The organism is Mesorhizobium sp. Mes31 (assembly GCF_024519675.1).
GTDB lineage: Bacteria > Pseudomonadota > Alphaproteobacteria > Rhizobiales > Rhizobiaceae > Mesorhizobium.
This window is the reverse complement of record NZ_JALJRL010000006.1, coordinates 225,313-251,858: the sequence shown is the minus strand read 5'-3', so window position 1 is coordinate 251,858 and position 26,546 is coordinate 225,313. Positions and strand designations below refer to the sequence as shown.

At 64.2% G+C, this 26,546-nt stretch carries 27 protein-coding genes, 1 tRNA gene and 1 pseudogene; 16 read left to right on the top strand and 13 right to left on the bottom strand.

Translation table 11 applies throughout. The features are described 5' to 3' along the window. From cbiE to cobT, 7 genes are read left to right on the top strand one after another with little or no spacing between them, the layout of a single operon-like run. The gene (gene cbiE / locus NR193_RS13025) at nt 1-1,242 is read left to right on the top strand and encodes a precorrin-6y C5,15-methyltransferase (decarboxylating) subunit CbiE (protein ID WP_256751232.1); all 1,242 of its coding nucleotides are present in this window, start codon (nt 1-3) and stop codon (nt 1,240-1,242) included. Further along, nucleotides 1,239-1,625: a cobalamin biosynthesis protein gene (locus NR193_RS13020; RefSeq protein ID WP_256751317.1), complete on the top strand. Its 387-nt coding sequence runs from the start codon at nt 1,239-1,241 to the stop codon at nt 1,623-1,625. Before cbiE ends, NR193_RS13020 begins: the two co-directional genes overlap by 4 nt. Then, nucleotides 1,622-2,386, top strand: coding sequence for a precorrin-4 C(11)-methyltransferase (gene cobM, locus NR193_RS13015; protein WP_256751231.1), 765 nt, complete (start codon nt 1,622-1,624; stop codon nt 2,384-2,386). The genes NR193_RS13020 and cobM overlap by 4 nt, the downstream gene beginning before the upstream one ends. Further along, the gene (cobA, locus tag NR193_RS13010) at nt 2,383-3,201 is read left to right on the top strand and encodes a uroporphyrinogen-III C-methyltransferase (protein WP_256751230.1); all 819 of its coding nucleotides are present in this window, start codon (nt 2,383-2,385) and stop codon (nt 3,199-3,201) included. The genes cobM and cobA overlap by 4 nt, the downstream gene beginning before the upstream one ends. Next, the gene (locus NR193_RS13005) at nt 3,198-4,511 is read left to right on the top strand and encodes a cobyrinate a,c-diamide synthase (RefSeq protein WP_256751229.1); all 1,314 of its coding nucleotides are present in this window, start codon (nt 3,198-3,200) and stop codon (nt 4,509-4,511) included. Before cobA ends, NR193_RS13005 begins: the two co-directional genes overlap by 4 nt. A 48-nt stretch (nt 4,512-4,559) precedes the next feature. Continuing rightward, nucleotides 4,560-5,333 (top strand): adenosylcobinamide-GDP ribazoletransferase, encoded by a 774-nt coding sequence (cobS, locus tag NR193_RS13000; RefSeq protein WP_375162703.1) that lies wholly within the window; start codon nt 4,560-4,562, stop codon nt 5,331-5,333. Nucleotides 5,334-5,372: 39 nt separating this feature from the next. Next, a complete protein-coding gene (gene cobT / locus NR193_RS12995) occupies nt 5,373-6,383 on the top strand; it encodes a nicotinate-nucleotide--dimethylbenzimidazole phosphoribosyltransferase (RefSeq protein WP_256751227.1) in 1,011 nt (336 codons plus the stop codon). 377 nt (nt 6,384-6,760) lie between these two features. Here the strand turns inward: cobT and NR193_RS12990 are convergent, their stop codons facing one another. Beyond that, nucleotides 6,761-8,203, bottom strand: a complete 1,443-nt coding sequence (locus NR193_RS12990; RefSeq protein ID WP_256751226.1) for a LuxR C-terminal-related transcriptional regulator — start codon at nt 8,201-8,203, stop codon at nt 6,761-6,763. 199 nt (nt 8,204-8,402) lie between these two features. Between NR193_RS12990 and NR193_RS12985 the strand changes: the two genes are divergently transcribed. Beyond that, nucleotides 8,403-8,777 carry a hypothetical protein gene (locus tag NR193_RS12985; protein WP_256751225.1) on the top strand — a complete coding sequence of 125 codons (375 nt, stop codon included), beginning with the start codon at nt 8,403-8,405 and terminating at the stop codon, nt 8,775-8,777. 351 nt (nt 8,778-9,128) lie between these two features. Here NR193_RS12985 and NR193_RS12980 read toward each other — a convergent pair. Next, nucleotides 9,129-9,204, bottom strand: a tRNA-Lys gene (locus NR193_RS12980). A 106-nt stretch (nt 9,205-9,310) separates the two neighbouring features. Continuing rightward, the gene (locus NR193_RS12975) at nt 9,311-10,219 is read right to left on the bottom strand and encodes a PhzF family phenazine biosynthesis protein (RefSeq protein WP_256751224.1); all 909 of its coding nucleotides are present in this window, start codon (nt 10,217-10,219) and stop codon (nt 9,311-9,313) included. A gap of 101 nt (nt 10,220-10,320) precedes the next feature. Here NR193_RS12975 and NR193_RS12970 point away from each other — a divergent pair, with 101 nt between their 5' ends. The 4 genes from NR193_RS12970 (at nt 10,321) to NR193_RS12955 (ending at nt 14,009) form a co-directional block, all read left to right on the top strand. Next, nucleotides 10,321-11,610, top strand: a complete 1,290-nt coding sequence (locus tag NR193_RS12970) for an efflux RND transporter periplasmic adaptor subunit (protein WP_256751223.1) — start codon at nt 10,321-10,323, stop codon at nt 11,608-11,610. A gap of 4 nt (nt 11,611-11,614) precedes the next feature. Further along, nucleotides 11,615-12,328: an ABC transporter ATP-binding protein gene (locus tag NR193_RS12965; RefSeq protein WP_256751222.1), complete on the top strand. Its 714-nt coding sequence runs from the start codon at nt 11,615-11,617 to the stop codon at nt 12,326-12,328. 94 nt (nt 12,329-12,422) lie between these two features. Then, a complete protein-coding gene (locus NR193_RS12960) occupies nt 12,423-13,640 on the top strand; it encodes an ABC transporter permease (protein WP_256751221.1) in 1,218 nt (405 codons plus the stop codon). A 126-nt stretch (nt 13,641-13,766) separates the two neighbouring features. Beyond that, nucleotides 13,767-14,009: a hypothetical protein gene (locus tag NR193_RS12955; protein WP_256751220.1), complete on the top strand. Its 243-nt coding sequence runs from the start codon at nt 13,767-13,769 to the stop codon at nt 14,007-14,009. On the opposite strand, the gene NR193_RS12950 is transcribed toward NR193_RS12955, so the two are convergent. After that, complete coding sequence (locus NR193_RS12950) at nt 14,006-14,722, bottom strand: hypothetical protein (protein WP_256751219.1); 717 nt, start codon at nt 14,720-14,722, stop codon at nt 14,006-14,008. The two genes, NR193_RS12955 and NR193_RS12950, sit on opposite strands and share 4 nt — an antisense overlap. Nucleotides 14,723-14,729: 7 nt before the next feature. Next, a complete protein-coding gene (locus tag NR193_RS12945) occupies nt 14,730-15,842 on the bottom strand; it encodes an endonuclease/exonuclease/phosphatase family protein (RefSeq protein WP_256751218.1) in 1,113 nt (370 codons plus the stop codon). A 191-nt stretch (nt 15,843-16,033) separates the two neighbouring features. Between NR193_RS12945 and NR193_RS12940 the strand changes: the two genes are divergently transcribed. Next, entirely contained in the window at nt 16,034-16,579 is a 546-nt protein-coding gene (locus NR193_RS12940; protein ID WP_256751217.1) for a BA14K family protein, read from the top strand. Nucleotides 16,580-16,680: 101 nt separating this feature from the next. Here the strand turns inward: NR193_RS12940 and ilvC are convergent, their stop codons facing one another. The 3 genes from ilvC to NR193_RS12925 all read right to left on the bottom strand — a co-directional run bounded on the left by ilvC (nt 16,681) and on the right by NR193_RS12925 (nt 18,991). Further along, a complete protein-coding gene (ilvC, locus tag NR193_RS12935) occupies nt 16,681-17,700 on the bottom strand; it encodes a ketol-acid reductoisomerase (protein WP_256751216.1) in 1,020 nt (339 codons plus the stop codon). An 18-nt stretch (nt 17,701-17,718) separates the two neighbouring features. Then, nucleotides 17,719-18,378, bottom strand: a complete 660-nt coding sequence (locus tag NR193_RS12930; RefSeq protein WP_256751215.1) for a TetR/AcrR family transcriptional regulator — start codon at nt 18,376-18,378, stop codon at nt 17,719-17,721. 154 nt (nt 18,379-18,532) lie between these two features. Beyond that, complete coding sequence (locus tag NR193_RS12925) at nt 18,533-18,991, bottom strand: MarR family winged helix-turn-helix transcriptional regulator (protein WP_256751214.1); 459 nt, start codon at nt 18,989-18,991, stop codon at nt 18,533-18,535. 100 nt (nt 18,992-19,091) lie between these two features. Here NR193_RS12925 and NR193_RS12920 point away from each other — a divergent pair, with 100 nt between their 5' ends. After that, complete coding sequence (locus tag NR193_RS12920; RefSeq protein WP_091575580.1) at nt 19,092-19,397, top strand: Rieske (2Fe-2S) protein; 306 nt, start codon at nt 19,092-19,094, stop codon at nt 19,395-19,397. A 1-nt stretch (nt 19,398) separates the two neighbouring features. After that, nucleotides 19,399-20,127, top strand: coding sequence for a glutathione S-transferase family protein (locus NR193_RS12915; protein WP_256751213.1), 729 nt, complete (start codon nt 19,399-19,401; stop codon nt 20,125-20,127). Here the strand turns inward: NR193_RS12915 and NR193_RS12910 are convergent. Both NR193_RS12910 and NR193_RS12905 read right to left on the bottom strand, forming a co-directional pair. Beyond that, complete coding sequence (locus NR193_RS12910) at nt 20,075-21,259, bottom strand: NAD(P)/FAD-dependent oxidoreductase (RefSeq protein WP_256751212.1); 1,185 nt, start codon at nt 21,257-21,259, stop codon at nt 20,075-20,077. The two genes, NR193_RS12915 and NR193_RS12910, sit on opposite strands and share 53 nt — an antisense overlap. 134 nt (nt 21,260-21,393) lie before the next feature. Beyond that, a complete protein-coding gene (locus NR193_RS12905) occupies nt 21,394-21,804 on the bottom strand; it encodes a helix-turn-helix domain-containing protein (RefSeq protein WP_256751211.1) in 411 nt (136 codons plus the stop codon). Nucleotides 21,805-21,938: 134 nt separating this feature from the next. Here NR193_RS12905 and NR193_RS12900 point away from each other — a divergent pair, with 134 nt between their 5' ends. Beyond that, the gene (locus NR193_RS12900; protein WP_256751210.1) at nt 21,939-22,829 is read left to right on the top strand and encodes an SDR family oxidoreductase; all 891 of its coding nucleotides are present in this window, start codon (nt 21,939-21,941) and stop codon (nt 22,827-22,829) included. A gap of 34 nt (nt 22,830-22,863) precedes the next feature. Here NR193_RS12900 and NR193_RS12895 read toward each other — a convergent pair whose 3' ends face one another. The 3 genes and pseudogenes from NR193_RS12895 to NR193_RS12885 form a co-directional block, all read right to left on the bottom strand. Beyond that, the gene (locus tag NR193_RS12895; protein WP_256751209.1) at nt 22,864-23,904 is read right to left on the bottom strand and encodes an aldehyde reductase; all 1,041 of its coding nucleotides are present in this window, start codon (nt 23,902-23,904) and stop codon (nt 22,864-22,866) included. A 35-nt stretch (nt 23,905-23,939) separates the two neighbouring features. Then, a complete protein-coding gene (locus NR193_RS12890; protein WP_256751208.1) occupies nt 23,940-25,859 on the bottom strand; it encodes a potassium transporter Kup in 1,920 nt (639 codons plus the stop codon). A 189-nt stretch (nt 25,860-26,048) separates the two neighbouring features. Further along, nucleotides 26,049-26,546 (bottom strand): annotated as a pseudogene (locus NR193_RS12885) (KUP/HAK/KT family potassium transporter); the annotation flags it as partial.

The following is a 26,546-nucleotide window of genomic DNA, read 5'->3' as shown; positions in this document are numbered from 1 at the left end:
ATGCCTGCTGAGGGTCCGCGCGGTGCCAAGCTCAACTCGCGATGGCTGACGGTCGTCGGCATCGGCGAGGACGGTTTAGCGGGTCTCGGCGACGAGGCCAAGCAACTGATCGCCCAGGCGGAAGTCATCTTCGGCGGCAAGCGGCACCTGGCGCTGGTGGCTGCCTTTGCCAAGGGCGAGGCGCGCGCCTGGCCGGTTCCTTTCGATGCCGAGATGGCTGATGTGCTCGCGCTTGCCGGCAGACGCGTCTGCGTGCTCGCCTCCGGCGATCCGTTCTTCCACGGTGTCGGCGCTACCCTCGCCCGCAAGGTCGAGCCGCGGGAGATGCATGTCATTCCCGCGCCGTCGGCCATTTCGCTGGCCGCCGCGAGGCTTGGCTGGGCGCTGCAGGACATCGAGACCGTCTCCCTGCATGGCCGGCCGCTCGACCTGATCCGGCCGCTGCTGCAGCCGAACGCGCACATATTGGCGCTGACCTCGGATGGCGAAGCGCCGGCGGCAATCGCCCGCCTGCTCGCCGAGCTCGACTTCGGTGCATCGCGGCTGACGGTTCTGGAGGCGCTGGGCGGGCCAAACGAGAAGCTGCGCACGGCCCGCGCCGACGCCTTCGATCTCGAAAACATCAATCCGCTCAACGTTCTGGCCATCGAAATTGATTCAAATCCGCAGGCCCGTGTCCTGCCGCTCACGGTTGGTCTTGCCGACCATCTGTTCGACCATGACGGCCAGATCACCAAGCGCGAAATCCGCTCGATAACCCTGTCGACGCTGGCACCGAGGCGCGGCGAACTGTTGTGGGACATCGGCGCCGCCTCCGGTTCCATCGGCATCGAATGGATGCTGGCCCATCCCTCCATGCGCGCCATAGCCATCGAGGCAGACCCGACCCGCGCCGCCCGGATTGGCCGCAACGCCGCCACCTGTGGCGTTCCCGGCCTGGTCGTGGTGGAGGGCAGCGCACCCAGGGCGCTTGCCAGGCTGGACACGCCCGACGCGATCTTCATCGGCGGTGGCGGCAGCGACACCGGCGTGTTGAACGCCGCCATCAAGGCCCTGCGCACTGGCGGCCGCCTCGTCGCCAATGCGGTGACGCTGGAGATGGAGGCCCTGCTTCTTGACCGCCATGTCTCGCTTGGCGGCGATCTCATCCGCATCAACATATCCCGCGCGTCACCGGTCGGCACGATGCAGGCATGGCGGCCGGCGATGCCGGTCACGCAATGGAGCTGGGTGAAGCCATGATGGTCGCGGGCATCGGCAGCCGAAAAGGCGTGAGCGTCGAGGACGTGCTTGCGGCGGTAGAAACCGCTGTCGACGCGCATGGCCTGACGATGACGGCGCTGTCTGCCTTGGCGACCGCTCCTCTGAAGCAGGACGAGAATGCCATCTTTGCCGCCGGACATCGGCTCAATCTTCCGGTCATCGTCGCCGATGCGGCCGCGATCGAGGCTGCCGCATCAGCCACAATCAGCCGCTCCAGCCTGTCGCAGGATCTGGCCGGAACGCCATCGGTTTCCGAGGCATCTGCCCTTGCCGTTGCCGGCAAAGGCGCCAGGCTGCTCGGCCCCCGCACGGTGCTCGGTCCGGTCACCTGCGCCATCGCCATCAGCGGAGATGCGCCATGACCGTTCATTTCATCGGCGCCGGCCCAGGTGCCGCCGACCTCATCACGCTGCGCGGCGCGAGGCTGCTGGCAAGCTGCCCGGTCTGCCTCCATGCCGGTTCGATCGTCGCGCCCGAATTGCTGCAGCATTGCGCGCCGGGCACCAGACTGATCGACACCGCGCCGATGTCGCTGGATGAGATCGAGGCCGCCTATCTCGATGCCCACAAGGCCGGCCACGATGTGGCGCGACTGCATTCCGGCGACCTGTCGGTGTGGAGCGCCGTCGCCGAGCAGATCCGCCGGTTGGAAAAGCACGGCATTCCCTACACGCTGACGCCGGGCGTCCCTTCCTTCGCTGCGGCGGCAGCAGCGCTTCGCCGCGAACTGACCATTCCCGAAGTGGCGCAAAGCCTGGTGCTGACCCGCATCTCCGGCCGCGCGTCAAAGATGCCGCCTGGCGAAACGCTGGCCGGTTTCGGACGCACCGGCGCCACGCTCGCCATCCATCTGGCCATCCACGCCATCGATCGCGTCGTCGCCGAGCTGACACCGTATTATGGCGGCGATTGCCCGGTGGCGATCGTCTTCCGCGCCTCCTGGCCGGACGAGCGCGTGCTGACCGGAACACTTGCGACCATCGAGGCGCTGCTCGCCGCCGATCCGATGAAGCGCACGGCGATCATCTTCGTCGGCCGCTCGCTGGCGGCGGAAGGTTTTGGCGAGAGTTCATTGTACGACGCCCACTACCAGCGGCGTTTTCGCGGACGGGACGGATTGTGAGCGGCGGCACCAAAAACAACGGCGAGAACGCCACGCTCGAACAGGCGCTCGCCCGGCTGAACTTCAAGCCGCGCCGGCTGGAGCCGGGCCATGTCTGGCTGGCCGGCGCCGGCCCCGGCGATCCAGGCTGCCTGACCCTGGAGGTGCTGGCGGCGCTGGCCGAGGCGGATGCGGTGGTCTACGACGCGCTGGTCTCCCCCGATGTCGTTGCGGTTGCCGGAAATGCCGAGCTTTTCTTTGCCGGCAAGCGCGGCGGCAAACCGTCGATGAAACAGGACGACATCACCGCACTGCTGGTCCGACTTGCGCGCGACGGCCGCCGCGTCATCAGGCTGAAGGGCGGCGATCCCTATATTTTCGGCCGTGGCGGCGAAGAAGCGCTGGCGCTGGCGCGGGAAGGCATCCCGTTCCGCGTCCTGCCCGGCCTGACCTCGGGCCTCAGCGCGCTTGCCGCCACCGGCATCCCGGCCACCATGCGCGGCATCAACAAGGCGGTGATCCTGGCGACCGGCCACGCCGCCGGCACCGATGACGACATCGACTGGGGGGCAATCGCCCGCACCGGCCAGCCTGTCGTGGTCTATATGGGCATGGCCAATTTGCCTCTGATCGCCGCGGCACTGCTGGACGGCGGGCTGGCGCCATCGACGCCGGCGGCAGTGATCGTCGCCGCGACGACGCCGCAGGAACGAACCGTCGTCGCCACGCTCGCCACCATCGCCGAGGAAGCGGCCGCCGCCGGGCTGGCCTCGCCGGCGCTGATCGTCGTCGGCGGCATCGTCGCCATGCGCGCGGCACTGGCGGGCCACACATGACGGCCCGTGCCATCATCATCGGCGCGCCGCGCTCCGGCTCGGGCAAGACCAGCGTCACCATCGGCATCTTGCGCGCGCTCACCCGGCGCGGCCTGAAAGTGCGCGGCGCCAAATCCGGCCCCGATTACATCGACCCCGGTTTTCATACCGCCGCCACGGGCTTGTCTGGCGTCAATCTCGACAGCTGGGCGATGCCGCCATCGCTGCTCAACGCGCTCGCCGCGCTAGCGGCCGACGATACCGATTTCGTCATCCTCGAAAGCGCCATGGGCCTGTTCGACGGCATTCCGGCCTCGCCGGGACGCACCGGCTCCGCCGCCGACCTCGCCCGGCTTTACGGCCTGCCGGTGCTGCTGGTGCTCGACGTTTCCGGCCAGTCGACGACGGCGGCGGCCGTCGCCAAGGGTTTTGCCACCTACGATCCTGACGTGCGCATGGCCGGCGTCGTGCTCAACCGGCTGGGCAGCGAGCGCCACCGCCGGCTGTCGGGCGACGCCATCGAGGCGATCGGCCTGCCGGTCGTCGGCGCCATCCTGCGCGATCCAACCTTGAACCTGCCCGAGCGCCACCTGGGCCTCGTCCAGGCCGGCGAATATGATGACCTGATGGCGCATCTCGACCGGTTGGCCGACATGGCCGAAAAGTCGCTCGACCTCGACGCCATCATGTCCCTGGCGAGCCCCCTCACCCCGGCGCCCGGCGGCTTCGACGACGCTTTGGTGCCGCCTGGCCAGCGGATCGCCCTGGCCGAGGATGCGGCCTTCACCTTTCTCTATCCGCATGTCGCAGCCTATTGGCGCAAGGCCGGCGCCGAGATCGTCCCGTTCTCGCCGCTCGCCGACGAGGCACCTGCCGACGACTGCGATGTCTGCTGGCTGCCAGGCGGCTATCCCGAACTTCACGCCGGCCGGCTTGCGGCGGCGGGGACTTTCAAGGCCGGCATGGCAAGATTCGCCGCGGCGAAGCCGATCCACGGCGAGTGCGGTGGCTTCATGGTGCTCGGCGAAGCGCTGGAGGACGCCTCCAGCGAAACGCATGCGATGCTCGGCCTGCTCGGCCATTCCACCAGCTTCGCCAAACGAAAAATGAATCTTGGCTATCGCGAGGCGCGGCTGCGCGCCGATTGCCCGCTCGGCTCAGCTGGCGCGCTGATCCGCGGCCACGAATTCCACTATGCGCAAATGACCGCGACCGGGAACGACGACCCGCTGGCCGACCTGGCCGATGGCCAGGGCAATCCGATCGGCGCCTCTGGCTACCGGCGTGGCCATGTCAGCGGCACCTTCTTCCACGCCATTGCGAGGGGCTAGAGCATGATCCCGAAAAGTGGCAATCGGTTTTCGGAAAAAGTCCGGCTCATGTTCCAGAACATGAGCCTTTCGCCCAGGCAGATCCTCGACGATATCGCGCTCTGCCTGGTCTTCTTCACCCGCCTGCCGTTGCCCGTCTTCGATTTTCGCGGCCGCGGCCTTGCCGCCGCGATCTGGGCCGCACCGGTCGCTGGCCTCGCCATCGGGCTGATCGGCGCCATCGTCTACGCTACGGCGGAGAGGTTTGGCCTTGCCATGGGCCCGGCGGCAGCCCTTGCCCTCGCGGCAACCCTCACCACCACCGGCTGCCTGCATGAAGACGGGCTTTCCGATGTCGCCGACGGTTTCGGCGGCGGCAACTCGCGCGGCCGGAAACTCGAGATCATGCGCGACAGCCGCATCGGCGCCTATGGTGCTGCGGCGCTGGCCCTGTCGCTGCTGATCCGCTGGAGCGCGCTTTCGGAATTCGTCGACCCCACACAAGCCCTCTTCGCCCTGGTGGCCGCACACGCGGCCTCGCGCGGCATGCTCGGCGCCTTCATGCATCTCTTGCCCTCAGCGCGGTCCGAAGGCCTCTCGGCCGGCGCCGGCGCCGTCTCTGCTGAAACCGCTGTCGCCGGCGCTGTGCTCGGCGCGATCCCGCTGCTGTTGCTGGGGATCGGTGGTGCGGTTTTCGCGCTCATCCTGCTTGGCCTGCTGTTTGCCGCGTTCCGCGCCCTTTGCCTCAACCAGATCGGCGGCCAGACCGGCGACACGATCGGCGCCTTGCAGCAGGTGAGCGAAATCGCCGTGCTGCTCGTCGCTTCCGTAGCTCTTTCCTGATTCCCTTTGGCCTGATTCCCTTTCGGAGACTTTGCCCCCATGCCCTTCAAATCACTCGATGAACTGCGCGCCGCCTGCCTCGACCTGCCCGCCGGCAGCGATGCCGCCGCCAACGCGGTCGCTCGCCGCCAGGACACGCTGACCAAGCCGCAAGGCAGCCTCGGCCGGCTGGAAACAATCGCCGCATGGCTGGCGCGCTGGCAGGGCCGCGATATGCCCAGGCTCGACCGGGTGAAGGTTTTCGTCTTCGCCGGCAATCACGGCGTCACCGCGCAAGGCGTATCGGCCTATCCTTCGGAAGTCACCGTGCAGATGGTGGCGAATTTCGCCGGCGGCGGCGCCGCCATCAACCAGCTTGCCCGCATCGCCGGCGCCGAACTCGACGTCATCCCGCTCGACCTCGATCATCCCACCGGCGACTTCACGCAAGTGCCGGCAATGGATGACAAGGCCTTCCTCGCCGCCGTCTCCGCCGGCTACGACGCGGTGACGAAGGATCTCGACATCATCTGCTTCGGCGAAATGGGCATCGGCAACACCACGCCGGCGGCAGCCATTTCCGCCGCCCTGTTCGGAGGCGGTGCGGAAAAATGGACCGGACGCGGCACCGGCGTCGATGATGCCGGCCTGAAGCGCAAGGTGGTCGCCATCGAAGCCGGCCTGAAGCGCCATGCCGCTGTCCTTGCCGATCCGCTTGGCATCGCCGCCGCGCTTGGCGGACGCGAACTCGCCGCCATTTTCGGCGCGACCCTCGCCGCCCGCCATCTGGGCATACCAGTGCTGCTCGACGGCTTCGTCTGCACGGCAGCCGCCGCGCCCCTGGCAAAGCTGCACCCGGCCGGCCTCGCCCACACCATCGCCGCGCACGTCTCGGCCGAATCGGGTCATCGCGGCCTGCTCGAAGCCCTCGACCTGCCGCCTCTACTCGATCTCGGCATGCGGCTCGGCGAAGGCTCCGGCGCCTGCCTCGCCGTCAACATCGTCCGCTCGGCGCTGGAGTGCCATGCCCGCATGGCAAGTTTTGCCGAGGCTGGTGTTTCGGAGAAGTAGACACCGCCCTGCGGAATGAGATCCGGGCCGCCACGTTTGTGAGCGCGGCTCGGAGGATCACCGGAAATGGGCACATCTGTGCCCCCTGCGGCTGCCCCGCAGGGTCTGGCCCCTGCAATTCCTGAACTTCTTCATGGCCGATGCCCATACCGGCATCAGGCCGTTTCTCGGCGTGTTCCCTTTGACGCATGGCTGGGCAAGCGGCGCCATCGGCACGGTCATGACCATGGCGGTGTGGCCGGTAGGCGCGCCGCGTTGCAGCATGCCATTCGGCTTCATCCGGTTGCGCGACAAGCGGACATTCGCCGCTTGTGCCAACGCAATAGGACCTAGGCCCGAGCGCACTATCACGCCTCCAGATTTGACCGGGAATGCAGCTATGCCAAACCCGCACGACGGGCGCCTTCTCTGATCGCAGCAATAGCGACAGGATTGGTAACCGGATAGGTGCTGATGAACACTTCAGGCGTGAAATCCGGGAACTCGTCCTTCAGTCGCGAATTGATCTTGGCGACCTGTGGCGTTTCATTGAGCATCGCGTGAGCCATTGCCAGAAACAGAAGTGTGGCGGGGGAGTCTGGCGCAGATTGACGTAGTGCGACCAGCGATTCCCGGTAAAGGCCAAGAACGTAGCTGCATCGCGCAAGCATTCCATAATACCAGGGAACATTGGGATTTAGCTTGACCGCTCGCTTGGCCAATTCGTAGCCCTGCTTCGGGTCGCTTCCAACAAGAGCAAGGCTACCCGCAAGAAAGGCAAGTGAGTCAGCATCATTTGGAGCCGCCGCCAGCACTCGGTCATGTTCTTCAACGGCAGCTTCGATATCGCCCTGCAATGCCCGAAGATCACCAAGCATTATGCGGGCGTAAATATCGGCCGGATCGAGTGCCAGTGCTTGCTTGACACATTTGCTCCAGCTTTCGATCGAGACGGAAACGTCGTCGGTAAACCCGTTGATAGCATCCACAGAATGCGCAAGTGCCAGCGCGGTCCAGGCCCTTGCAAGATCCGGGTCGAGCTCGATTGCACGCGCCAGTAGCCGTATCGCTTCCTTGTTAGACTCACGGGTGAAAAAGTGCTTCTGCTCAAGCCCAAGCAGATAGCAATCGTAAGCCTGCAAATTTGCTGGAGGTTTCCGACGAGCCGCATCGCGTCGCAGATTGGCGAGCTGACCGTGGCAGGTTGCAAGGACATTGATGATATTTTCGGTCACGCTGTCCAGCATCGCAAATAGATTGTTCGCGGAACGATCGTAACGCGCCGTCCAAACATCAACCCCTGTGTGGGCGTCGACGAGTTGCACGCGGATGCGCACCCGCTGCCGGTCCACTTGAAAACTTCCCTCGATCACATAGTCAGCATTCAACTCTCGCCCAAGGGCACGAACGTCAACACGCCGTCCCTTGTAAGAAAGCATTGTCTGACGGGCGATCACCGCAAGGTCGCGGTAACGGGCGAAATCAACTATGAGATCCGCCGACAAACCATCAGCGATACGAGTCCAGCGTTCTTCTCCGCTTAGATTGTCGAACGGAAGAACCGCGAGGACTGGCGGGCCCGACTGGTCCGTCGAGGGGCTTCCGGGTAGCGCCTGGCTGAGGTCCTGCTGGCGGTGATCCGTAAGGAACGCAGCAAGCGCCACTTTGCTACGAACATCGAGCTTCCGATAAATGGTCGAAAGATGGGTCCGAACGGTGGTAGGCGCTATAAAGAGCGTTTCGCCGATTTCGCGATAGGTCATTCCCTCCGCGAACTTTGCCGCGACCACCAGCTCCCGATCCGACAGGCTGGCGAGAGGATTGGCTACAGCGCGAAGCATTGTTTCAAATCTCTCATCCGCTGCCAACCTGTGGCCAAGAACCGATGACCTTGCATCAGGGCGAAAATACTACAGATGCGACATCGAAAACACTGCATTTGCACGATTCCATCCGATGGTTCGGCATCCTAGGCTCCGCAGGTCGGCAGGGTCTGGTCGCTTGGCAGACCCGGGTCGATTCCCAACACGGAGGGCATCCATGACGAAGTTGTCTGTCTTGGCCGCAATACTGGTGCTGTCCGCATCGGCGGGACCGTGCTTGTCCGAAGGCGCACAAACTAAAGGTAAACTGATTTCCGAAGAAGCGGTGAAAGCTGCCAGCGCTGAACTGTATTCCGACATTCTCGTGCGAGCATGTAGGAACGGATGGCGGTATCCTCGCAGCCAAATCGAAGACGGATTCAGGCGCCACCTCGCAGAGCGGAAACTGCAGCTTGTCGATCAGGGTTACACTGTCGTAGCCGACATAACCGCGAATGAACTGCAGCCCAAGGAACGATACCGGGGAACCAAACGCCAGCTGGTTGCGTCGCACCGATTCACCTGTGCTCACCCATACTGGCGCGACGAATGACCTCCAGCCCGACGAAATGCAATTCGAAAGGCAGATACGAGTCAGGTTCTCCGTATAACCTCTCCAAACGAAGGGGCCGGATTTGGTCAGATCGCTTCATGCGACGCTCGCAACCGAACCACCGCAAAGGCTCAAACCCGGTCGTTCAAAGGGTTGGGTTTTGGGCCTAGCGCAAGGCATGGGAGTTGCGCTGGACCAACAACGCAGGATCGCACCCCTTGTTGTCGGCATTCGCGGCGATCAAGCCGCTGTCACAGCCTGCTACTTCGGGATTTACCTTATTGGGGATCTGACGGGGTCAACTTTCCGCCGTCGTATCGCCTGTAACAGGTTGAAATATCAGCGGAAAAATGGTGGGTGCGCACAGGATTGAACTGTGGACCCGCTGATTAAGAGTCAGCTGCTCTACCAACTGAGCTACGCACCCACTCGGCCGGCAAAAACCGGCGTTGGCGGGCATATAGCCGCCACCATCGGTCCTGTCCAGCCCTGCCGGAATCATTTCCCGACAAATCGCTGAAGTGCCGCACGTCTCAGACGAACAGCTTGCCTTCCGCCACCTTGATCGCGTTGCCGCCGATGCGCGCGGAGGCCAGTTTTCCGCCTTGCACGGTCAGCTCGAGGCGGATGCGCGACGGCCGGCCCATCTCCAGCCCCTGCTCGATCCACAGCTGCGAAATGCCGTCGGTCGGGCCGTCGAAATGCATGATGGCGCCGGCAAAGGCGGCCGCCGCCGAGCCGGTCGCCGGGTCCTCATAGGAAGGCGTGCCCGGCACGATCATGCGCACATGGAACGCGCTTTCGTGGTTCACCGTCTCACGGCAATAGACATAGGGGCTGGCGAATGCCCAGTCGCTCTTGCGCGGCGCCAGCTCCGACCACGCCTGATTGTCCAGCCGGATCCGCCCCGCCGCCTCGAGATTGGCAACCGGGATGGTCACATAGGGCACGCCCGCCGACCAGAACGCGACGCGGTGATTCTCGAAGCCGATCTCGTGCGGCGCCAGGCCAAGGGCCGCGCCGATCGCCTGCGGATCGGCCTCGAGTTTCAACGGCTCCGGCAATTTGGCCAGGTCGAATTCGGCGAAGGTGGCGCCATCGTGCTTGCTGACGGCGCAGCGCACCGGGCCAATGTTCTCTTCCAGCACGAAGATGCCGGCGCCGCCCTCTTCGGCCAATTCGGCCAGCGCGATCGCGGCGCCAACAGTCGGATGGCCGGCGAACGGCATTTCATAGTCGGGCGTGAAGATGCGGATGCGGTTTTTATGCTTGGGATTGTCCGGCGGCAGCACGAAGACGGATTCGGACAAGTTGAATTCGCGCGCGATGGCCTGCATGGCGCGCGTGTCCAGACCTTTGCAATCCAGCACGACGGCCAGCGGATTGCCGGCCAGCCGCTCGGTCGTAAACACATCGTAAAGCAAGTAGTTCCGGGTTTTCATTCCTGCCTCAATCCAAACATGGGCGAAATTTAATTTGATATTCGAACCAGTAAGCCTGATCTGTGCACAGATAGGGACACTGCGCATTATAGGGGTCCGGCGTGGACCAGATTGTCAATCTGCCAAAGACGGAATCGGATTCCGCCATCGAGACCGCGCTCGGTCTCGACAGACGAGGTCTGCGCAAGTCGCGCCGGCGTGGCTGGCTCTATGCGCTGCTGGCGCTGATCGTGCTCGCCGCCGGCCTCGGCGTCTATCAGTGGTATGCAGGCTCGCCCACCAGGATCGACTACACCACCGTGCCGGCCGCCAAGGCCGATTTCACTGTCCAGGTGTCCGCGACAGGCACGCTGCAGCCCCTCACCCAGGTCGATATTTCCAGCCAGCTCTCCGGCATTATCCGTTCGGTCTCCGTCGAGGAGAACCAGCAGGTCAAGAAGGGCGATGTGCTGGCCGCACTCGACACCACCAAGCTGCAGGTCCAGATCGAGCGGGCGGAGGCATCCGCCAAGGCGGCGGCGGCAAATGTCGAGGACGCCACGGTAACGCTTGCCGAGAACGAAAGCGGGCTTATCCGCGCGGCGGCATTGACCAAGCGTGGCATGGCGACCGACCAGTCGCTCGAAGCGGCGACCGCGACGCGCGACCGTTCCAAGGCGGCGCTCGACAGCGCCCGGGCCAACCTCGCCATCGCCAATGCCGATCTGAAGTCGCAGCAGACCGACCTCGCCAACAGCACCATCTACGCGCCGATCGACGGCATCGTGCTGACGCGCTCGGTCGACCCCGGCCAGACGGTCGCCTCGTCGCTGCAGGCGCCGGTGCTGTTCATCATCGCCGCCGACCTGAAGAACATGGAACTGGTGGCGGCTGTCGACGAGGCCGACATCGGCACGGTGAAGACCGGCCAGCATGCCCGCTTCACGGTCGACGCCTTCCCGGAGCGGCCGTTCGATGCCGAGATCCGCGACATCTCCTATGCCTCGGTCACCACCGATGGCGTCGTCACCTACAATGCGCGGCTCGAAGTCGACAACAACGAGCTGTTGCTGCGGCCCGGCATGACCGCCACCGTTTCGGTCGTCACCCGGCAGGCCAAGGGTGTGCTCACCGTCCCGGCCACCGCCTTCCGCTATCGACCCCCGGCACCCACGGCCCGCGCGTGGAGCCTGAGCGACCTGTTCACCGGCCGCATGGGGCGTCCCGGCGGCAATCGCCAGCGCCAGGTCGCGCCACCCACGGACGGCTCGCGCACGCTCTACGTGCTGGAGAATGGGCGGCCGCATGCGGTCAACGTCAAGATCGGCTCGACCGACGGCGAACTGACCGAGATCACCTCGGGCCTGGAGGAAGGCGCTCAGGTCATCACCGCGTCGCAGCAGCGGAGCTGAGGCCGTGGCTTCGGGCGCGCATCTCATCACCTTCGACAAGGTCTGGAAGAGCTATGGTCAGGGCGAGGCCCGGATCCACGCGCTGGCCGGCGTCGACCTTGCCATAAAGCGTGGCGAATTCGTCGCCATCATGGGCCCGTCCGGCTCCGGCAAGTCGACAGCCATGAACATCATCGGCTGCCTCGACACGCCGACCGCCGGAACCTACTCCTTCATGGGCATCGATGCCGGCCGGCTCGACCGCAACCGCCGCGCAATGCTGCGCAACCTCTATGTCGGTTTCGTCTTCCAGGGCTACAATCTGCTGGCCCGCACCACAGCGGCGGAGAATGTCGAGCTGCCGCTGATCTATCGCGGCGTTGCCGCCCGCGAGCGCCGCGACCTCGCCATGCAGGCGCTGGACCAGGTCGGCCTTGTCGGCCGCGAGCACCACACGCCGGCCGAGTTGTCCGGCGGCCAGCAGCAGCGCGTGGCGATCGCACGCGCCATCGTCACAAGGCCGACGCTGCTCGTCGCCGACGAGCCGACCGGCAATCTCGACACCGCCCGCACCCATGAAATCATGGAACTGCTGACGAAGCTGAACGAGGAGCTTGGCCTGACCATCACCATGGTCACCCACGAGGCCGATGTCGCCGAATATGCCAAGCGCACCATCCGCTTCGTCGACGGCCGCGTCGCCTCGGACACAGCGACGCTGGAAGTGGCTCAGCCATGATCCCGAAAGGTGGCATCCGGTTTTCGGAGAAGATCATGGCCGAACACAGAGATGGAGCCCCATCCCGGTTCTGTCGGGATGGAAGGCTCTGACCATGATCTGGGAAACCGTCCGCCTCTCGCTCCGCTCGATCCGCCGCAACGTGCTGCGCTCGTTCCTGACATTGCTCGGCATCGTCATCGGCGTTGCCGCCGTCATCGCCATGCTCACCATCGGCTCCGGCACCACCGAAAAGGTCAAGGCCGACATCTCCAAGCTCGGCAGCAACCTGCTGGTCGTCCGTTCCGGCCGCCCGGCCGGTCCCGGTGGTCCGGGGGGGCTCGAACAGGTGGTGCGTCCGCTGGCCGAGAAGGATCTTGCGGCGCTGGTTGCGCATCTCACCGGCGCGCGTGCCATTTCGCCGGCTTCGCAAAAGCAGGTCCGTGTCATCTTCGGCACCGAGAGCCTGACCTCGGGCGTCACCGGCACCGACAGCGCCTATCTCGATGCGCGCGATTGGAAGCTGGTTTCCGGCCGCCCGTTCAGCGATTCCGAAACCCGCTCGGGCACCGGCGTGTGCCTGATCGGCGAGACGGTGCGTCAGCAATTCTTCGGCGCCGGCGACCCCGAGGGCGAGATCATCCGCGTCAACCGCACCTCCTGCAAGATCGTCGGCCTGCTCGAACCCAAGGGCTATACCGGTTTCGGCCAGGACCAGGACAATGTCGTGCTGATGCCGCTGCACGCCTATCAGCGCCGCATCGCCGGCAATCGCGACATCGACAACATCTACATCGCCGCCGACGACCGCACGCCGACCAGCGAACTGCAGCCGCGCGTCGAGGACATTTTGCGCGATGCGCGCCGCATCACGCCCGACCGCGAAAGCGATTTCGCCATTCGCGACATGACCCAGATCGCCGACGCCATGGCCAGCGCCACCGCCACCATGACCGGCATGCTGGGCGCGGTCGCCGGCGTCAGCCTGCTGGTCGGCGGCATCGGCATCATGAACATCATGCTGGTGTCGGTCACCGAGCGCACCCGCGAGATCGGCATCAGGCTCGCCATCGGCGCGCATGAAAAGCACATCCTCATCCAGTTCCTGGTCGAGGCGACGGTGCTGTCGCTGCTCGGCGGCATCATCGGCATCCTGATCGGCCTGGCGCTGGCCGGCCTCGCCTCGGTGACGCTGACCATCCCGTTCGCGCCGAGCCCGGCGGTCATCCTGCTCGCCGTCGGTTTTTCGGCGCTGATCGGCATGGTGTTCGGCTTCTTCCCGGCGCTGCGCGGCGCTCGCCTCGATCCGATCGACGCGCTACGCCACGAGTAAGACGGCGCCTGCATCCGGCACCCGATCTGATTTTGCACAACTTTTGACGTTTCCGCCCCGTGCCTCCACTGTCACTGTGCGGTTCGCGATGTTAGGGCAAGGCATCTCCACTCGAGGAATGGCGTGATGAGCAAGAAGGCGCGACTGATCCTGGTGATGGTGATCATCGAAGCCGTCCTTGCCGGCATCTGGTGGTATCTCGCCCGCTTCGGCATGGCCAATCCCGATCGCGTCACCGCCGATTTTCAGGCGGTTGTCGGCCAGACGATGGGAATGGCCATGGGCGGCTTGCTGGGCATCGGATTTATCTCGTTCTTCGTCGCCGCCCGCAACGATCACAAGGCAGCGCAGAACAGGGCGCGCCGCTAACCCTTGCCCGAGAAATGCCACTCGATCAGCGGCTTCATGTGCGCCGACAGCCCGTCCGGCAGGTCTGCGGCATGGCGGATGATCACCGGCCCCTCGATCTCCGGATCGGTCTCGGCCGCGACGAAGGCCGAGATTCGGCGAGCGATCTCGTCGGCTGGCGCCGGCTCGTGATAGCGGCGAAAGATCACCGTGCCGCTGTTCGTCGACAGGGCGTGATAACGCTGGCCGCGTTCAGCAATCGACAGGTCCAGGCCGGTCTCTTCGCGCACTTCACGGATCATGTTGAAATCGACATCGACCAGCCCGTCGCGGAAATCGATAGGCTCGAACGAGCCGGCGGCGAAGTAGACGCGGCCGGCATTGACCGTGTGCGGTCCCATGCGGATCGCCACCAGCGCATTGTCGCCAGCCACCAGCACGGCATGGGCATAGGCATGCTCGGCGCCCGAATTCTCGCGCCGTTTACGCCATAGCATGAAGGTGGAGTAGTTGACCGCGTGGCAGCGTCCGACGAGGCGATTGTCGCGCCAGGCGAGTTGCGACAGCAGCACCACCGTGCCGTCGAACAGCGCCGGATTGGCTGATACCTCGCGCTGCCAGTTCTCGGCGATCGCCTCCGCGTTATCCAGCGCGAAGGGGTGTGGACCAGAATCGAGCCGGACGTCGACGGCATCGACTGGCAGGATGACATTGCGCGGCAGATCGAAGCTCATGGGCGTATCAAGCCATGTCCAGAGTGATCGCCACCGGGCAGTGGTCGGATGCCTTCGGCCGGTCCCAGCCGGCGCGCGGAAAGCGGTCCACCTCCTGGCCCGGCGGAAAGATGGTGCGCCAGGGCTGGCCGTTGCGGACGATGTCGGGGATGGCCGTGGCGTTCTTCTCCGCCAACCCCCTGGAGAGCAGGATATAGTCGAGTTGGCACAGGTGCCGCTCTTCAGGCCCACGCGTGTGGTAGAAGCTCCAGCGGTTCATTTCCGGCCGCCGCTCGACGACGTTCTCGCAAAAGCCGCCTGCCGTCAGCACGTTGATGCAGGACTGGTTCTCATCGACCACCTCGAAGCGGTAGCCGTCGACGGCATCGCCGGCGATCTTCACGCGCTGCCGGTAATCGTTCATGTCGCCGCAGATCGCCCAGCTTTTGTCGGCTGCGTGATCCTTGCCGAAGCGCTCCTCGATGATGCGGCGCACCGCTTGCGCCTCGGCGATGCGCAGCGGCATCGTCGCCTCGCGTCCGTCGAGCCCGTTGCGCGGCGAGCCCATCGATTTGAAATGCACGAGATAGAGCGTCAGCGGCACGCCGCCGACAGTCACATCGATTTCCAGGCAGTCGCGGCGGAAGATGCGCTCATTGGCTTGATTGCCAAGAGCTTCCAGTTCCGGCGTGTGCAGGCCGAACTGCTCGAAGGTGACATAGGCGTGGCTGGTCATGCGCACGAATTCGATCGCCTGGCCCTGCGCGGTCTCGGCGCGCATCATCACGGCCACATCGATGCCGCGCGAATCGTTACCGGCAGTGGTGTATTTCTGCCGATAACCCTCCCCCACCATCTTGAACAGATAACCGTATTCGAAGGCCTTCAGCGCCTCGATGTTGTCAACCTCCTGCATGCAGATGATGTCGGCGCGGGTCGCCGCGATCGCCAGCGCCGTCAGTTGGCGCGTGTCGTCGGACTGCGCGATGGCGCGGGCCTGCTCCAGCATCTTGTATTCGGCTTCGCTCTGGATATCGAAAAGCGCCAGCGTGCGATCCTCGTTGAGCTGGTTGCGATACCCGGAAAAATCGAACCTGTTCATCAGGTTCTCGACATTGAAGGTGGCGAGGCGCAGCGACATGTCCTGACCTTTGCCCACAAGCGTGGGAGAAAACAAGGTCGCGGGACCACCTGTCGATATCGATTGGTCCTGACGGCGTGCTCGCCATGGTTGACGGAACCTTTCCGTTCATCCGCCGTTCAGACGCAAAGGTCCAGATTGGCCCCCATTCCCAGGGTGGGCGTGGGGCCTGTATCTCTTGGAGAGTGCAAATGAATTCGCTCTTTTCTTCCTCTGTCAAATCCGGGCTGATAGCGCTCGGTATCCTCTCGGGCATCACTGCACCGTCCGCGGCCGGCCCGATCCTGCAGCCGGACCTGTCGATTCCCACAAGCACGGCGGCGCCGACGATCACGCCAGTCCGCGACAGTTGGGCGGGCGGCAATGACCGGCAGCTCTACAACGAAAATTGGAGATGGCGCCGGTCGGGCCATTGGAATGGCAACCGACACTGGAACGGTGGAAACTGGAACGGTGGAAACAACTGGCGTTGGCGCCATCGCCACCATCACGGCGGCTATTATGATGATGGTGCGAGCGCCGCGATCCTGGGCCTTGGCCTCGGGCTTGGCCTTGGCAGCATGTACAACAACTACAATTATTACGACGCGCCGCCACGCCGCTACTACCGCGCGGGTCGGCTTTCGAGCGCCCATGTCCAGTGGTGCTACAACCGCTACCGCTCGTATCGCGCCTGGGACAACACGTTCCAGCCCTACAACGGCCCGCGCCAGCAGTGCTGGTCGCCCTATAGCTGAGCCAAGCCGTAGCTGAGACACAATGAAAAAACGGCGCCATGTGGCGCCGTTTTTGATTCTGGCTGTTCGAAGCTACTGGCCTTCGAGCATCTGGATTTCGGTCAGTTCTTGGCCTTGTCGACCAGCTTGTTCTTCGAAATCCACGGCATCATCGCGCGCAGCTTGGCGCCGACTTCCTCGATCTGGTGGCTGTCGTTCATGCGGCGGATGCCCTTGAACCGAGACATGCCGGCGCGGTATTCCTGCATCCATTCCGAGGTGAACTTGCCGGTCTGGATATCCTTCAGCACGCGCTTCATCTCGGCCTTGGTCTCGGCGGTGATGATGCGCGGGCCCGAGACATACTCGCCCCATTCGGCGGTGTTCGAGATCGAATAGTTCATGTTGGCGATGCCGCCTTCGTAGATCAGGTCGACGATCAGCTTGACCTCGTGCAGGCACTCGAAATAGGCCATCTCAGGCGCGTAGCCGGCTTCCACCAGCGTCTCGAAGCCGGCGCGGATCAGTTCGACCAGACCGCCGCACAGCACCACCTGTTCGCCGAACAGATCGGTCTCGCATTCCTCGCGGAAATTGGTCTCGATGATGCCCGAACGGCCACCGCCGACGCCGCAGGCATAGGACAGAGCCAGATCAAGTGCGTTGCCCGAGGCGTCCTGGTTAACGGCGACCAGGCACGGCACGCCGCCGCCCTTCTGGTATTCGCCGCGCACCGTGTGGCCCGGGCCCTTCGGCGCGATCATGACGACATCGACCGAAGCCTTGGGCTCGATCAGGCCGAAATGCACGTTGAGGCCGTGCGCGAAGGCGATCGCCGCGCCGTCGCGGATGTTCGGCGCGATCTCCGATCTGTAGATGTCGGCCTGCAGTTCGTCGGGCGTCGCCATCATCATCAGGTCGGCCCATTTGGCGGCATCGGCCACGCTCATCACCTTGAGCCCGTCGGCCTCGACTTTCTTGGCGGTCGCCGAGCCGGCCTTGAGGCCGATGGCGATCTCCTTGACGCCGGAATCCTTGAGGTTGAGCGCATGCGCCCTGCCCTGGCTGCCATAGCCGATGATGGCGACCTTCTTGCCCTTGATCAGGTTGAGATCGGCATCACGATCGTAATAGACACGCATTTTGTCTTCCTTCCCGTTTTATGAATCAGAGCCCCTGCGGCCCGGTTTTGCTCCATGAAGAGCGAGAAACTGCTGCGTCGCCCGTGCGGCATCGCCGCCAATCGCCGCCTCAGTCAATTCCAGCCGGTCGCCAAGCAGCAGACGGATCTGCACGTCGCGGGCGACCAGCCCGAAAAAAGTGCGGAACGCCGTCTCGGCGTCCGAAAATTCCAGCAGCCCGGCCTGCCGGCCTGCCTCAAGCACCGGCTTCAGCCGCTTTGCCAGCGCGAAACGGCCATTCTCCAGCACGACGGCGCCGAGATCGTCCTTGCCGGACCCGGCATGACCGACCGCCACGCGGTTGAGCGCGATCGAGGTGTCGCTCGAAATCACCTTCAACCAGTCCGAGGCGAAGCGCTCGAGGCTCGCCGTCAGCGAGGCAAGATCGAGCCCCTTGCCGTCGACCGGAGCCACCCGCACTTTCGAGGCTTGCCACTGGACCGTTGCCGTCAGCAGCCCGTCACGGTCGCCGAACCATTTGTAGAGCGTTTCCTTTGAACAGCTCGCGCGGCGCGCCACGGCGGTCATGGTCAGGTGATCGCCTTCCTCGACCAGCAGGCGAAGCGCCGCGTCCAGAACGGCCTTCTGCCGTTCCGTCAGCGCTTGGCTGTTGTCGATGTCGGCGTTTGCCAGCAACACGCTTTTTTTCCCGTTCGATGGTGGCGGCCGCGCGGTTCACACGACAGCCGTACCGTACGTTACGGTTCGGCATATTGCGCAATTCAATGATTGGCGCAAGAGGACGCACTGAAAAAACTCGAAGCAGCCGCACAATGCCGTGCGGCGAATTTGCTCAATCGCTGGCAGGCGGATAGCGCAGCCGGCCAAGCAGTGCCGACACCATGTTCAATTCATCCGCCGAGAGTCTGGCGCCGACCAGTTCGGCGATCGACCGGCCATAGATGGCCCACATCCGACGGCGCGTGTCGCGACCATTGGCGGTGATGCGGATGGTCTGACCGCGGCCGTCATCGGCCACCGGCAGCTTCTCGACCAGCCCATCAGCCTCGAGCCGCGCCAGCAGCCGCGAGATATTATACTGCGCAAACAGTGTGCGCTCGATCAACTGGAATGGCCGTAGCCCGCCCTCGCCCGCTTCGGCCAGTTCATGCAGCACGTCGTACCAGGCAAGCGGCGGCAGGCCCCCCTCCTTCAACGCCTCTTCGGCATGCTCGATGAGCTGACGCGAAACCCGCATCAGGCGGGCCCAGGCCTTGATGGCTTCGGGCGAAGGCGTGGCTTGCTCTGTCATGGCTACATCCTAGGCAATAGATGCAAATGCATCAAGCTTGACGATCGATGCACTTGCATTTATATAGATGCAATTGCATTAATTCTGGAAGGCAAACCCCATGAAACATGAAATCTGCAAGGTTGACGACATTCCACGGACGGGCAGCATGATCGCGCCGTTCTTCGGCCGTGAGGTCCATGTCTGGCGCAGCGGCGAGCGCATCCGGGCCGCCGCCAATGTCTGTCTGCATTTCGGCGGGCCGCTCGACTGCAAGGACGGCAGGCTGGTCTGCCAATGGCACGGCGCTTCCTTCGACATGGCATCAGGCGATCGCCTTGACGGTCCGGCGCCGAAGGGTTCTCGCCTGATGTTCCTGTCGACACGCGTCGAGGACGGCGCGTTGAACTATGTCTGGGGCGAGTGAGATGGACGACAAGCTCATTCTCGTCAGCCACCATCTCTGCCCCTATGTGCAACGCGCCGCGATTTCGCTGGCCGAAAAGGGCGTGCCGTTCGAGCGCGTCGACATCGACCTCGCCAACAAGCCGGGCTGGTTCAAGGCGATCTCGCCGCTGGGCAAGGTGCCGCTGCTGCGTGTGCAGCGAGAGGGCGGGGAGACGGTAATCTTCGAGTCCGCGGTCATCCTCGAATTCCTCGAAGAAACACAAGCCAACCCCCTCCACCCTGCCGACCCTTACGGCCGCGCCCGGCATCGCGCCTGGATCGAGTTCGGTTCGGCCACCCTCAACGCCATCGGTCGGTTCTATTCTGCCTCGACCGAGGCTGGCTTCCTTGCGGAAAGCGAGGCTCTTTCGGCGATGTTCGGTCGTCTTGAGGCCGAGCTGGCGGAATCCGAACGGAATGGACCATGGTTCGCCGGCGAGCGCTTCTCGCTCGTCGACGCGGTTTACGGACCGGCCTTCCGCTATTTCGACGCCTTCGACCGGATCGGCGATTTCGGCATTCTGGATGGCAAGCCGCTCGTCAAGGCCTGGCGCCAGGCGTTGAGCGCACGCCCGTCGATCAGGCACGCCGTGGCGCCGGACTATCCGCAGCGCCTGCACGCCTTCCTGCAGGCGAAGGGGTCCTACCTTTCAAGCCTCATCCACCGAAGCGATCCGGCCACCGCGTCTCGGCAAGGCCAATTCGCCTGAACGGATCGATCACCGTTCCGGCCACCATCGAGGCAAGAAACTGTGGCGCCGGCGGGATTCTTGCCACCGTCGCCACCAGCCTGTCACGGATGAACGGGAGCGCCACGGAATCCGACTGGTAGAATGGCGTGAACGCCAGCGACAGCGCCTGGAAGACACGCACATGCCAGCGCCGCGCTGCCGCATAGGCTTCGAGCGCCGCTTCGACACTGCCCGTCCGCGCCAGTGCGTGGCTGAGCGCCGCCGCGTCGAGCAGCGCCATGTTGGCCCCTTGTCCGAGTTGCGGGCTGGTCGAATGCGCGGCATCGCCGATGACGGCCAGCCGCCGGCCGATCGGGCGCCTCATCGTGTGATGGCCATAGCGTGCCAGCGAAAGCTGATCGAAACTGTCGATCTGGCGGGTGAACGCCTCGCTCTGCGGCCACAGCCGAACCACCCTCTCCTTCCAGGCTTCGAGGCCCCGGGCGCGCACCGCGTCGGCGTCCGCCGGCTTCAGGCTCCAGAAGAAGGCTGCCATCTTTTCGGCACCCGGCTCCGGCCGGCCGATCGGCAGCACGCCGATCATCACGCTGGCCCTGTCGTAGCGTTGCAGCAACGCATGCTCGTCGAAGCCGTCGCCGCGCCACCCGAGCGACGCCCAGAACGCACCATAGGCGAGTGGACGCGGCGCGCCTGAATTGCCCGCGCACTGCCGCAGTTTCGACTTTGAGCCGCTTGCGTCGACGACAAGGTCGAACGGCCCTGCCCTTCGCCCGTTGCCACGGATCAGCGTCGCCCGCTCGCCAGCCTCCAGCGCCTCGATCTCGACGCCGGTCTCGATGGCAATCGCTTCGCGCCGTGCGGCACGGAAAAGCAGGCCGAACAAGGCCGCCCGGTGCACAGCCAGGCCAAAACGGCGGCCGCGCTGGGCGTCATAGCGGACATCGAGCACGGTGCGGCCGGTCGTGGCGTCGGCGCCATGCAGCCGGTCGATGCGGCTGCCCAGCGCCAGTATGTCGTCGAGCAGACCCAGATCGGCCAGCACCGTCAGCCCGGTCGGCTGCAGGATCAACCCGGAGCCGACCGGCTTCGGCTCCTCGAAGCGCTCGAACACGGTGACCCGATGCCCGGCACGCCTGAGATAGAGCGCCATTGCCAGCCCCGCCGGACCGGCGCCCGCAATTGCGATATCGTAGGAAATGCCAAAGCCCCCAAAGCCGTATTGGTCGGGACAATCCTTCAGCAGCCGGACTAAATCAAGCCGCCTCCTCTGGCATTAGCCGCCGTTCAAGCCTGGGCAGCATCAAAACCGGCACGCGCCTTGCGCACCGCGTCATGATTGAGCTCGGCCCACAGGATCAGCTGGTGCAAGGCGCCGAACATCGACCGCCCGAGGTCGGTGAGACTGTATTCGACGCTCGGCGGCTTGGTCGGGAACACCTCGCGACGCACATAGCCGTCACGCTGCAAATCATGGAGCGTCTGGGTGAGCATGCGCTGCGAAATGTCGGGCACCAGCCGCCGCAACTCGCCGAAGCGGTATGGCTGCTCGGCCAGGGCCCCCATCAAAAGCGAACTCCATTTGCCGCTGAGACCCTGCATCACATCGCGAACCGGGCAATCGGCAAGGTTTCCGCCGCCCGTCATGGCTTTGTAGATCTCGAGCTTGGATCTCAGATTGACGATCGTGCTGTCCACGGCTGGTTCCTTGCCTGTGCCTACCTCCCGAAAAACTGCCTTCTTTACGGCCAGGGGTCAATTCCTATTTTAGTGCTGGTCTCTTTTTGAGACCAGCACCTGCCCCTTCCCTCCGACCCATGCCAGGATCACCAATGAGCAAAACTCTCCTCGTCACCGGCGCTTCCGGCCAGCTTGGCCGCAGCGTCATCAACCACCTGCTGGACACATTCAAGGTGCCGGCGGCGCGGATCATCGCCACAACCCGCACGCCGGCCAACCTTGCCGATCTGGCAGCGCGCGGTGTCACTGTCCGGGCGGCCGACTTCGACGATCCGGCTTCGCTCGCCGAGGCCTTTCAGGGCGCCGACCGGGTGCTCATCATCTCGACCAACGAACTGGCGATCCAGGGAAAGCGGCGCGAGCAGCAGCTCGCTGCCGTCGCCGCCGCGAAGCAAGCAGGCGTCGCCCACTTGCTCTACACCTCGATGCCCAACGCCGAGCCGGGTTCACCGGTGCTCTTCGCCCCCGACCACTACGACACCGAACGGGCGATCAAGGCGAGCGGCATCCCCCATACGATCTTCCGCAATGGCTGGTATGACGAGAACCTGTTCATGGCGATGCCGCAGATCCTCGCATCGGGCCAATGGTATACATCGGCGGGCGATGGTGCCATTTCCTATGGCGCACGTGACGATCTCGCTGCTGCAATAGCTGCTGGGCTCGCCTCGGATACCAGCGCAAGCACGACCTACACGCTGACCGGACCCAAAGCCTATACGACCGCCGAGGTCGCGGCACTGGTCACCGAAGTCACCGGCAAGCCCATCCAGGTCATCCAGCTTTCCGACGAAGCATTGACCGAGGGAATGAAGTCGGCCGGTCTTCCCGAACCCATCGCCCGGTTGCTCGTGTCGTTCGACGCGGCCACGCGGGTCGGCGGCCTCGGCATGGTGACGGACTCGGTCGAAAAACTCTCCGGACGGAAATCGTTGCCGCTGAAGCAGTTCCTCGAGACCAACAGGGCCGCTCTGGCTGGCTGAAATCCATGCGGCGGGAAGCCTCGGCTTTCCGCCGTTACTTCGATGTCTTCAGCAATCCGAGCCGGATCAGGCTTTCGCCAGTTGCAACCAGCGCGTCTTCCCGCGATCGCGGTGCCCAGCCGAGCAGGCGCACCGCCTTCTCGTTGGTGGCGTTCTTGGCCTTGCCCAGCTCCGGCACGACCTGCGCGGCTTCCGCGCTGAACAGCCCGACGAAGCGGACCAGCCAGTCGGGAAGCACCCTCGTCGAGACGCGCGCCGCCGCATCGCCCAGCCGTGCCCTCAAGGTTTCAGCCATCTCCCGCACGGTCATGAAGTCCCCGGCAATAGCCAGGAACCGTTCCCCCCTGGCGGCGGGGTTGGTCATCGCGCGCAGATGCAGATCCACCACGTCGCGCACGTCGACGACGCCGAAGGACAGGCGCGGCAAGCCAGGCATGGCACCGTCCATCATCCGCCGGATGAATTCGGTGGAGGTCGAATGGTCGGCCCCGAGAACCGGTCCGAAAATGCCGACCGGATTGACGACCGCAAGCTCCAGCGCCCCGCCCTCGGCGGCAATGAAATCCCACGCCGCACGCTCGGCCAGGGTTTTCGATTTCACATAGGCGCTGACCTTGCCCGTCGGATCGGTCCAGTTCTCCTCGGTGAACGGCCTGCCGCCAGGCGGCAGCTTGCCATAGCCGATGGCCGCGAAGGACGAGGTGAGCACGACGCGCTTCACCCCAGCGTCCCGCGCCGCCCGCAACACCCGCAGCGCGCCCTCGCGGGCCGGTATGATCAGTTCATCTTCATGCTTGGGCACACCGGGCGGAAAGGGCGAGGCGACATGCAGGACATAGTCGCAGCCGGCGACGGCTTGCGGCCAGCCGGCATCGGCCATGAGATCGGCAATGGCGAACGAGGGTGCCGTTCCGGGCTCAGCGCCGCCGGCCTTGAGCATGGCGAGCACATCGGCTTCACGCCTGGCGAACCGCACGGTCGTGCGCACGCGGTAGCCGGCCTTCAGCAGGTCGAGAATACAATGAGCGCCGAGGAAGCCGGACCCGCCGGTGACAAGCACCAATTCGCCGCTCATTCCCGCCTCCTCGGCTGTCTGCCTGTTCTACACCCTCAAATGGCGACCTGGGTGCCGATTTCCACGACGCGTCCGGTCGGAATCTGGAAATACTCCGTCGCGTCGGCGGCCGTGCGCGCCAGCCCGATGAACAGTCGGTCCTGCCACAACGGCATGCCGGAATTGGGCGAGGCCTTGAGCGAGCGCCGCGACAGGAAGAAGGACGTCGTCATGATGTCGAACTTCCAGCCCTGCTTGCGGCAGATCGCCAGCGCGCGCGGGATGTTGGGCTGCTCCATGTAGCCGAAGGTCAGCGTCACCCGCATGAACAGCTCGTTGACCGTCTCCATCTTGACCCGATCACCGTCGGGCACCACCGGCTGCGGGGCGGTCACCACCGAAAGGATGACGTTCTGCTCATGCAGCACCTTGTAGTGCTTCAGGCTGTGCATCAGCGCGGTTGGTGCGCTGAGCGGATCGCTGGTCAGGAACACCGCGGTGCCCGACACCAGCTGCGGCTTCTTCTTCAACAGATTGCCGGCGAGGAAATCGAGGGGGATTTCGTTGCGGCGGGTCTTGTCGAACAGATAGCGGCTGCCGCGCACCCAGGTCCACATGGCCATGATGATCGCGAAGGCCACCGCCAGCGAGGCCCAGCCGCCTTCGAACACCTTGACGATGTTGGAAGCAAAGAAGCCGATATCGATGAACGCAAACAACGACGTCATGGCGATTGCCGGCCAGAGGTTCCATTTCCAGATGCGCACCATGATGACAAACAGCAGAGTCGTCGTCACCAGCATGTTGCCGGTCACCGAAATGCCATAGGCCGAGGCCAGTCTGCTGGACTCGCCAAAGCCGACGACCAGCAGCATCACCACCAGCGCCAGCAAAAGGTTGACGCGCGGCATGTAGATCTGGCCTGACTGCCTTTCCGACGTGTGCAGGATTTCCAGCCTCGGCAGCATGTTGAGCTGCACCGCCTGCCGGGTCAGCGAGAAGGCACCGGAAATCACCGCCTGGCTGGCGATGACCGTCGCGGCAGTCGCCAGCACGACCATCGGGATCAGCGTCCAGCCCTGATTCATCTCGAAGAACGGATGGCCGACGACCCCGCCATTGGCCAACACGAAGGCACCCTGCCCGGCATAGTTGAGCAACAGGCAGGGAAACACGATCGCCAGCCAGGCCAGCACGATCGGCTTGCGCCCGAAATGACCGAGATCGGCATAGAGCGCCTCGGCGCCTGTCACGGCCAGGAACACGGCGCCGACGGTGACGAAGGCAACGTTAGGCGAATGGATCAGGAAGGCGACGATATAGTGAGGACTGATTGCCCACAGGATTTCCGGATCGGCGATGATGTGGTTGAGGCCGGAAAGGCCAGTGGCGAGGAACCACACGGCGGTCACCGGGCCGAACACCAAGCCGACACCACCCGTACCGAACCGCTGCACCGCGAACAATATGGCCAGAATAACCAATGTCAGCGGTACCACATAAGGCTGAAAAGCTGGCGTGACGACATTCATGCCCTCGACCGCCGACAGCACCGAAATCGCCGGCGTGATGACGGCGTCGCCGAAAAACAGAGAGGCACCGACGATGCCGATGGCGAGAATGATCGCCGAGCGGGTCGGGAAGCTGCCGCGCGCCAGCGCCATCAGCGACAGCACGCCGCCCTCGCCGCGGTTGTCGGCACGCAGCACGAACATGATATATTTTACTGTAACCGTAATCGTGAGCGACCAGATAATCAGCGACAGCACGCCAAGGATGTCGCCGCGGTCGGCGACATTGCCGCCGGACGAGGCGTGCAATGCCTCACGGAAGGCGTAGATCGGGCTGGTGCCGATATCACCGTAGACCACACCGAGCGCGCCCAGCATCAAAACCTTGGTGCTGTGCTGTTCGACTTCAGGATGGCTCGATTGTTCGACGGGTTCTGCCTCACTACCAGCATTGGCAAGGGCCATAAACGACACTCCGATAATCGCGCGGTGCTCTACGCTTGCTGCGGTGCAATATCAAGTGCCGTTGTGTAACGGCTGCCATGCCTACAGCACTGGACTGCTCAAGCAAATGGCCGATCATCCGATGTTCGTGGGCTGAATCTGCCGTCAAATCCGGCACGGCATGCACCCATAATACCTGCCGTATGTCACTTAGATAGCTACTTGCGTGCCGATTTCCACGACGCGTCCGGTCGGAATCTGGAAATACTCCGTCGCGTCGGCCGCCGTGCGCGCCAGCCCGATGAACAGTCGGTCCTGCCACACCGGCATGCCGGAATTGGGCGAGGCCTTGAGCGAGCGCCGCGACAGGAAGAAGGACGTCGTCATGATGTCGAACTTCCAGCCCTGCTTGCGGCAGATCGCCAGCGCGCGCGGGATGTTGGGCTGCTCCATGTAGCCGAAGGTCAGCGTCACCCGCATGAACAGTTCGTTGACCGTCTCCATCTTGACCCGGTCGCTGTCGGGCACCACCGGCTGCGGCGCGGTCACCACCGAAAGGATGACGTTCTGCTCATGCAGCACCTTGTAGTGCTTCAGGCTGTGCATCAGCGCGGTTGGTGCGCTGAGCGGATCGCTGGTCAGGAACACCGCGGTGCCCGACACCAGCTGCGGCTTCTTCTTCAACAGATTGCCGGCGAGGAAATCGAG

Coding starts and splice junctions, on each gene's coding strand:
- NR193_RS12890 (WP_256751208.1), bottom strand. CDS start 25,859: ATGGCCCTTGCCAATGCTGGTAGTGAGGCAGAACCCGTCGAACAATCG.
- ilvC (WP_256751216.1), bottom strand. CDS start 17,700: ATGCGTGTCTATTACGATCGTGATGCCGATCTCAACCTGATCAAGGGC.
- NR193_RS12975 (WP_256751224.1), bottom strand. CDS start 10,219: ATGAAAACCCGGAACTACTTGCTTTACGATGTGTTTACGACCGAGCGG.
- NR193_RS12960 (WP_256751221.1), top strand. CDS start 12,423: ATGATCTGGGAAACCGTCCGCCTCTCGCTCCGCTCGATCCGCCGCAAC.
- NR193_RS12950 (WP_256751219.1), bottom strand. CDS start 14,722: ATGAGCTTCGATCTGCCGCGCAATGTCATCCTGCCAGTCGATGCCGTC.
- NR193_RS12940 (WP_256751217.1), top strand. CDS start 16,034: ATGAATTCGCTCTTTTCTTCCTCTGTCAAATCCGGGCTGATAGCGCTC.
- NR193_RS12945 (WP_256751218.1), bottom strand. CDS start 15,842: ATGTCGCTGCGCCTCGCCACCTTCAATGTCGAGAACCTGATGAACAGG.
- NR193_RS12900 (WP_256751210.1), top strand. CDS start 21,939: ATGAGCAAAACTCTCCTCGTCACCGGCGCTTCCGGCCAGCTTGGCCGC.
- cobT (WP_256751227.1), top strand. CDS start 5,373: ATGCCCTTCAAATCACTCGATGAACTGCGCGCCGCCTGCCTCGACCTG.
- NR193_RS13005 (WP_256751229.1), top strand. CDS start 3,198: ATGACGGCCCGTGCCATCATCATCGGCGCGCCGCGCTCCGGCTCGGGC.
- NR193_RS12895 (WP_256751209.1), bottom strand. CDS start 23,904: ATGAGCGGCGAATTGGTGCTTGTCACCGGCGGGTCCGGCTTCCTCGGC.
- NR193_RS12910 (WP_256751212.1), bottom strand. CDS start 21,259: ATGGCGCTCTATCTCAGGCGTGCCGGGCATCGGGTCACCGTGTTCGAG.
- NR193_RS13020 (WP_256751317.1), top strand. CDS start 1,239: ATGATGGTCGCGGGCATCGGCAGCCGAAAAGGCGTGAGCGTCGAGGAC.
- cobM (WP_256751231.1), top strand. CDS start 1,622: ATGACCGTTCATTTCATCGGCGCCGGCCCAGGTGCCGCCGACCTCATC.
- NR193_RS12990 (WP_256751226.1), bottom strand. CDS start 8,203: ATGCTTCGCGCTGTAGCCAATCCTCTCGCCAGCCTGTCGGATCGGGAG.
- NR193_RS12955 (WP_256751220.1), top strand. CDS start 13,767: ATGAGCAAGAAGGCGCGACTGATCCTGGTGATGGTGATCATCGAAGCC.
- NR193_RS12915 (WP_256751213.1), top strand. CDS start 19,399: ATGGACGACAAGCTCATTCTCGTCAGCCACCATCTCTGCCCCTATGTG.
- cbiE (WP_256751232.1), top strand. CDS start 1: ATGCCTGCTGAGGGTCCGCGCGGTGCCAAGCTCAACTCGCGATGGCTG.
- NR193_RS12920 (WP_091575580.1), top strand. CDS start 19,092: ATGAAACATGAAATCTGCAAGGTTGACGACATTCCACGGACGGGCAGC.
- NR193_RS12985 (WP_256751225.1), top strand. CDS start 8,403: ATGACGAAGTTGTCTGTCTTGGCCGCAATACTGGTGCTGTCCGCATCG.
- NR193_RS12925 (WP_256751214.1), bottom strand. CDS start 18,991: ATGACAGAGCAAGCCACGCCTTCGCCCGAAGCCATCAAGGCCTGGGCC.
- cobS (WP_375162703.1), top strand. CDS start 4,560: ATGTTCCAGAACATGAGCCTTTCGCCCAGGCAGATCCTCGACGATATC.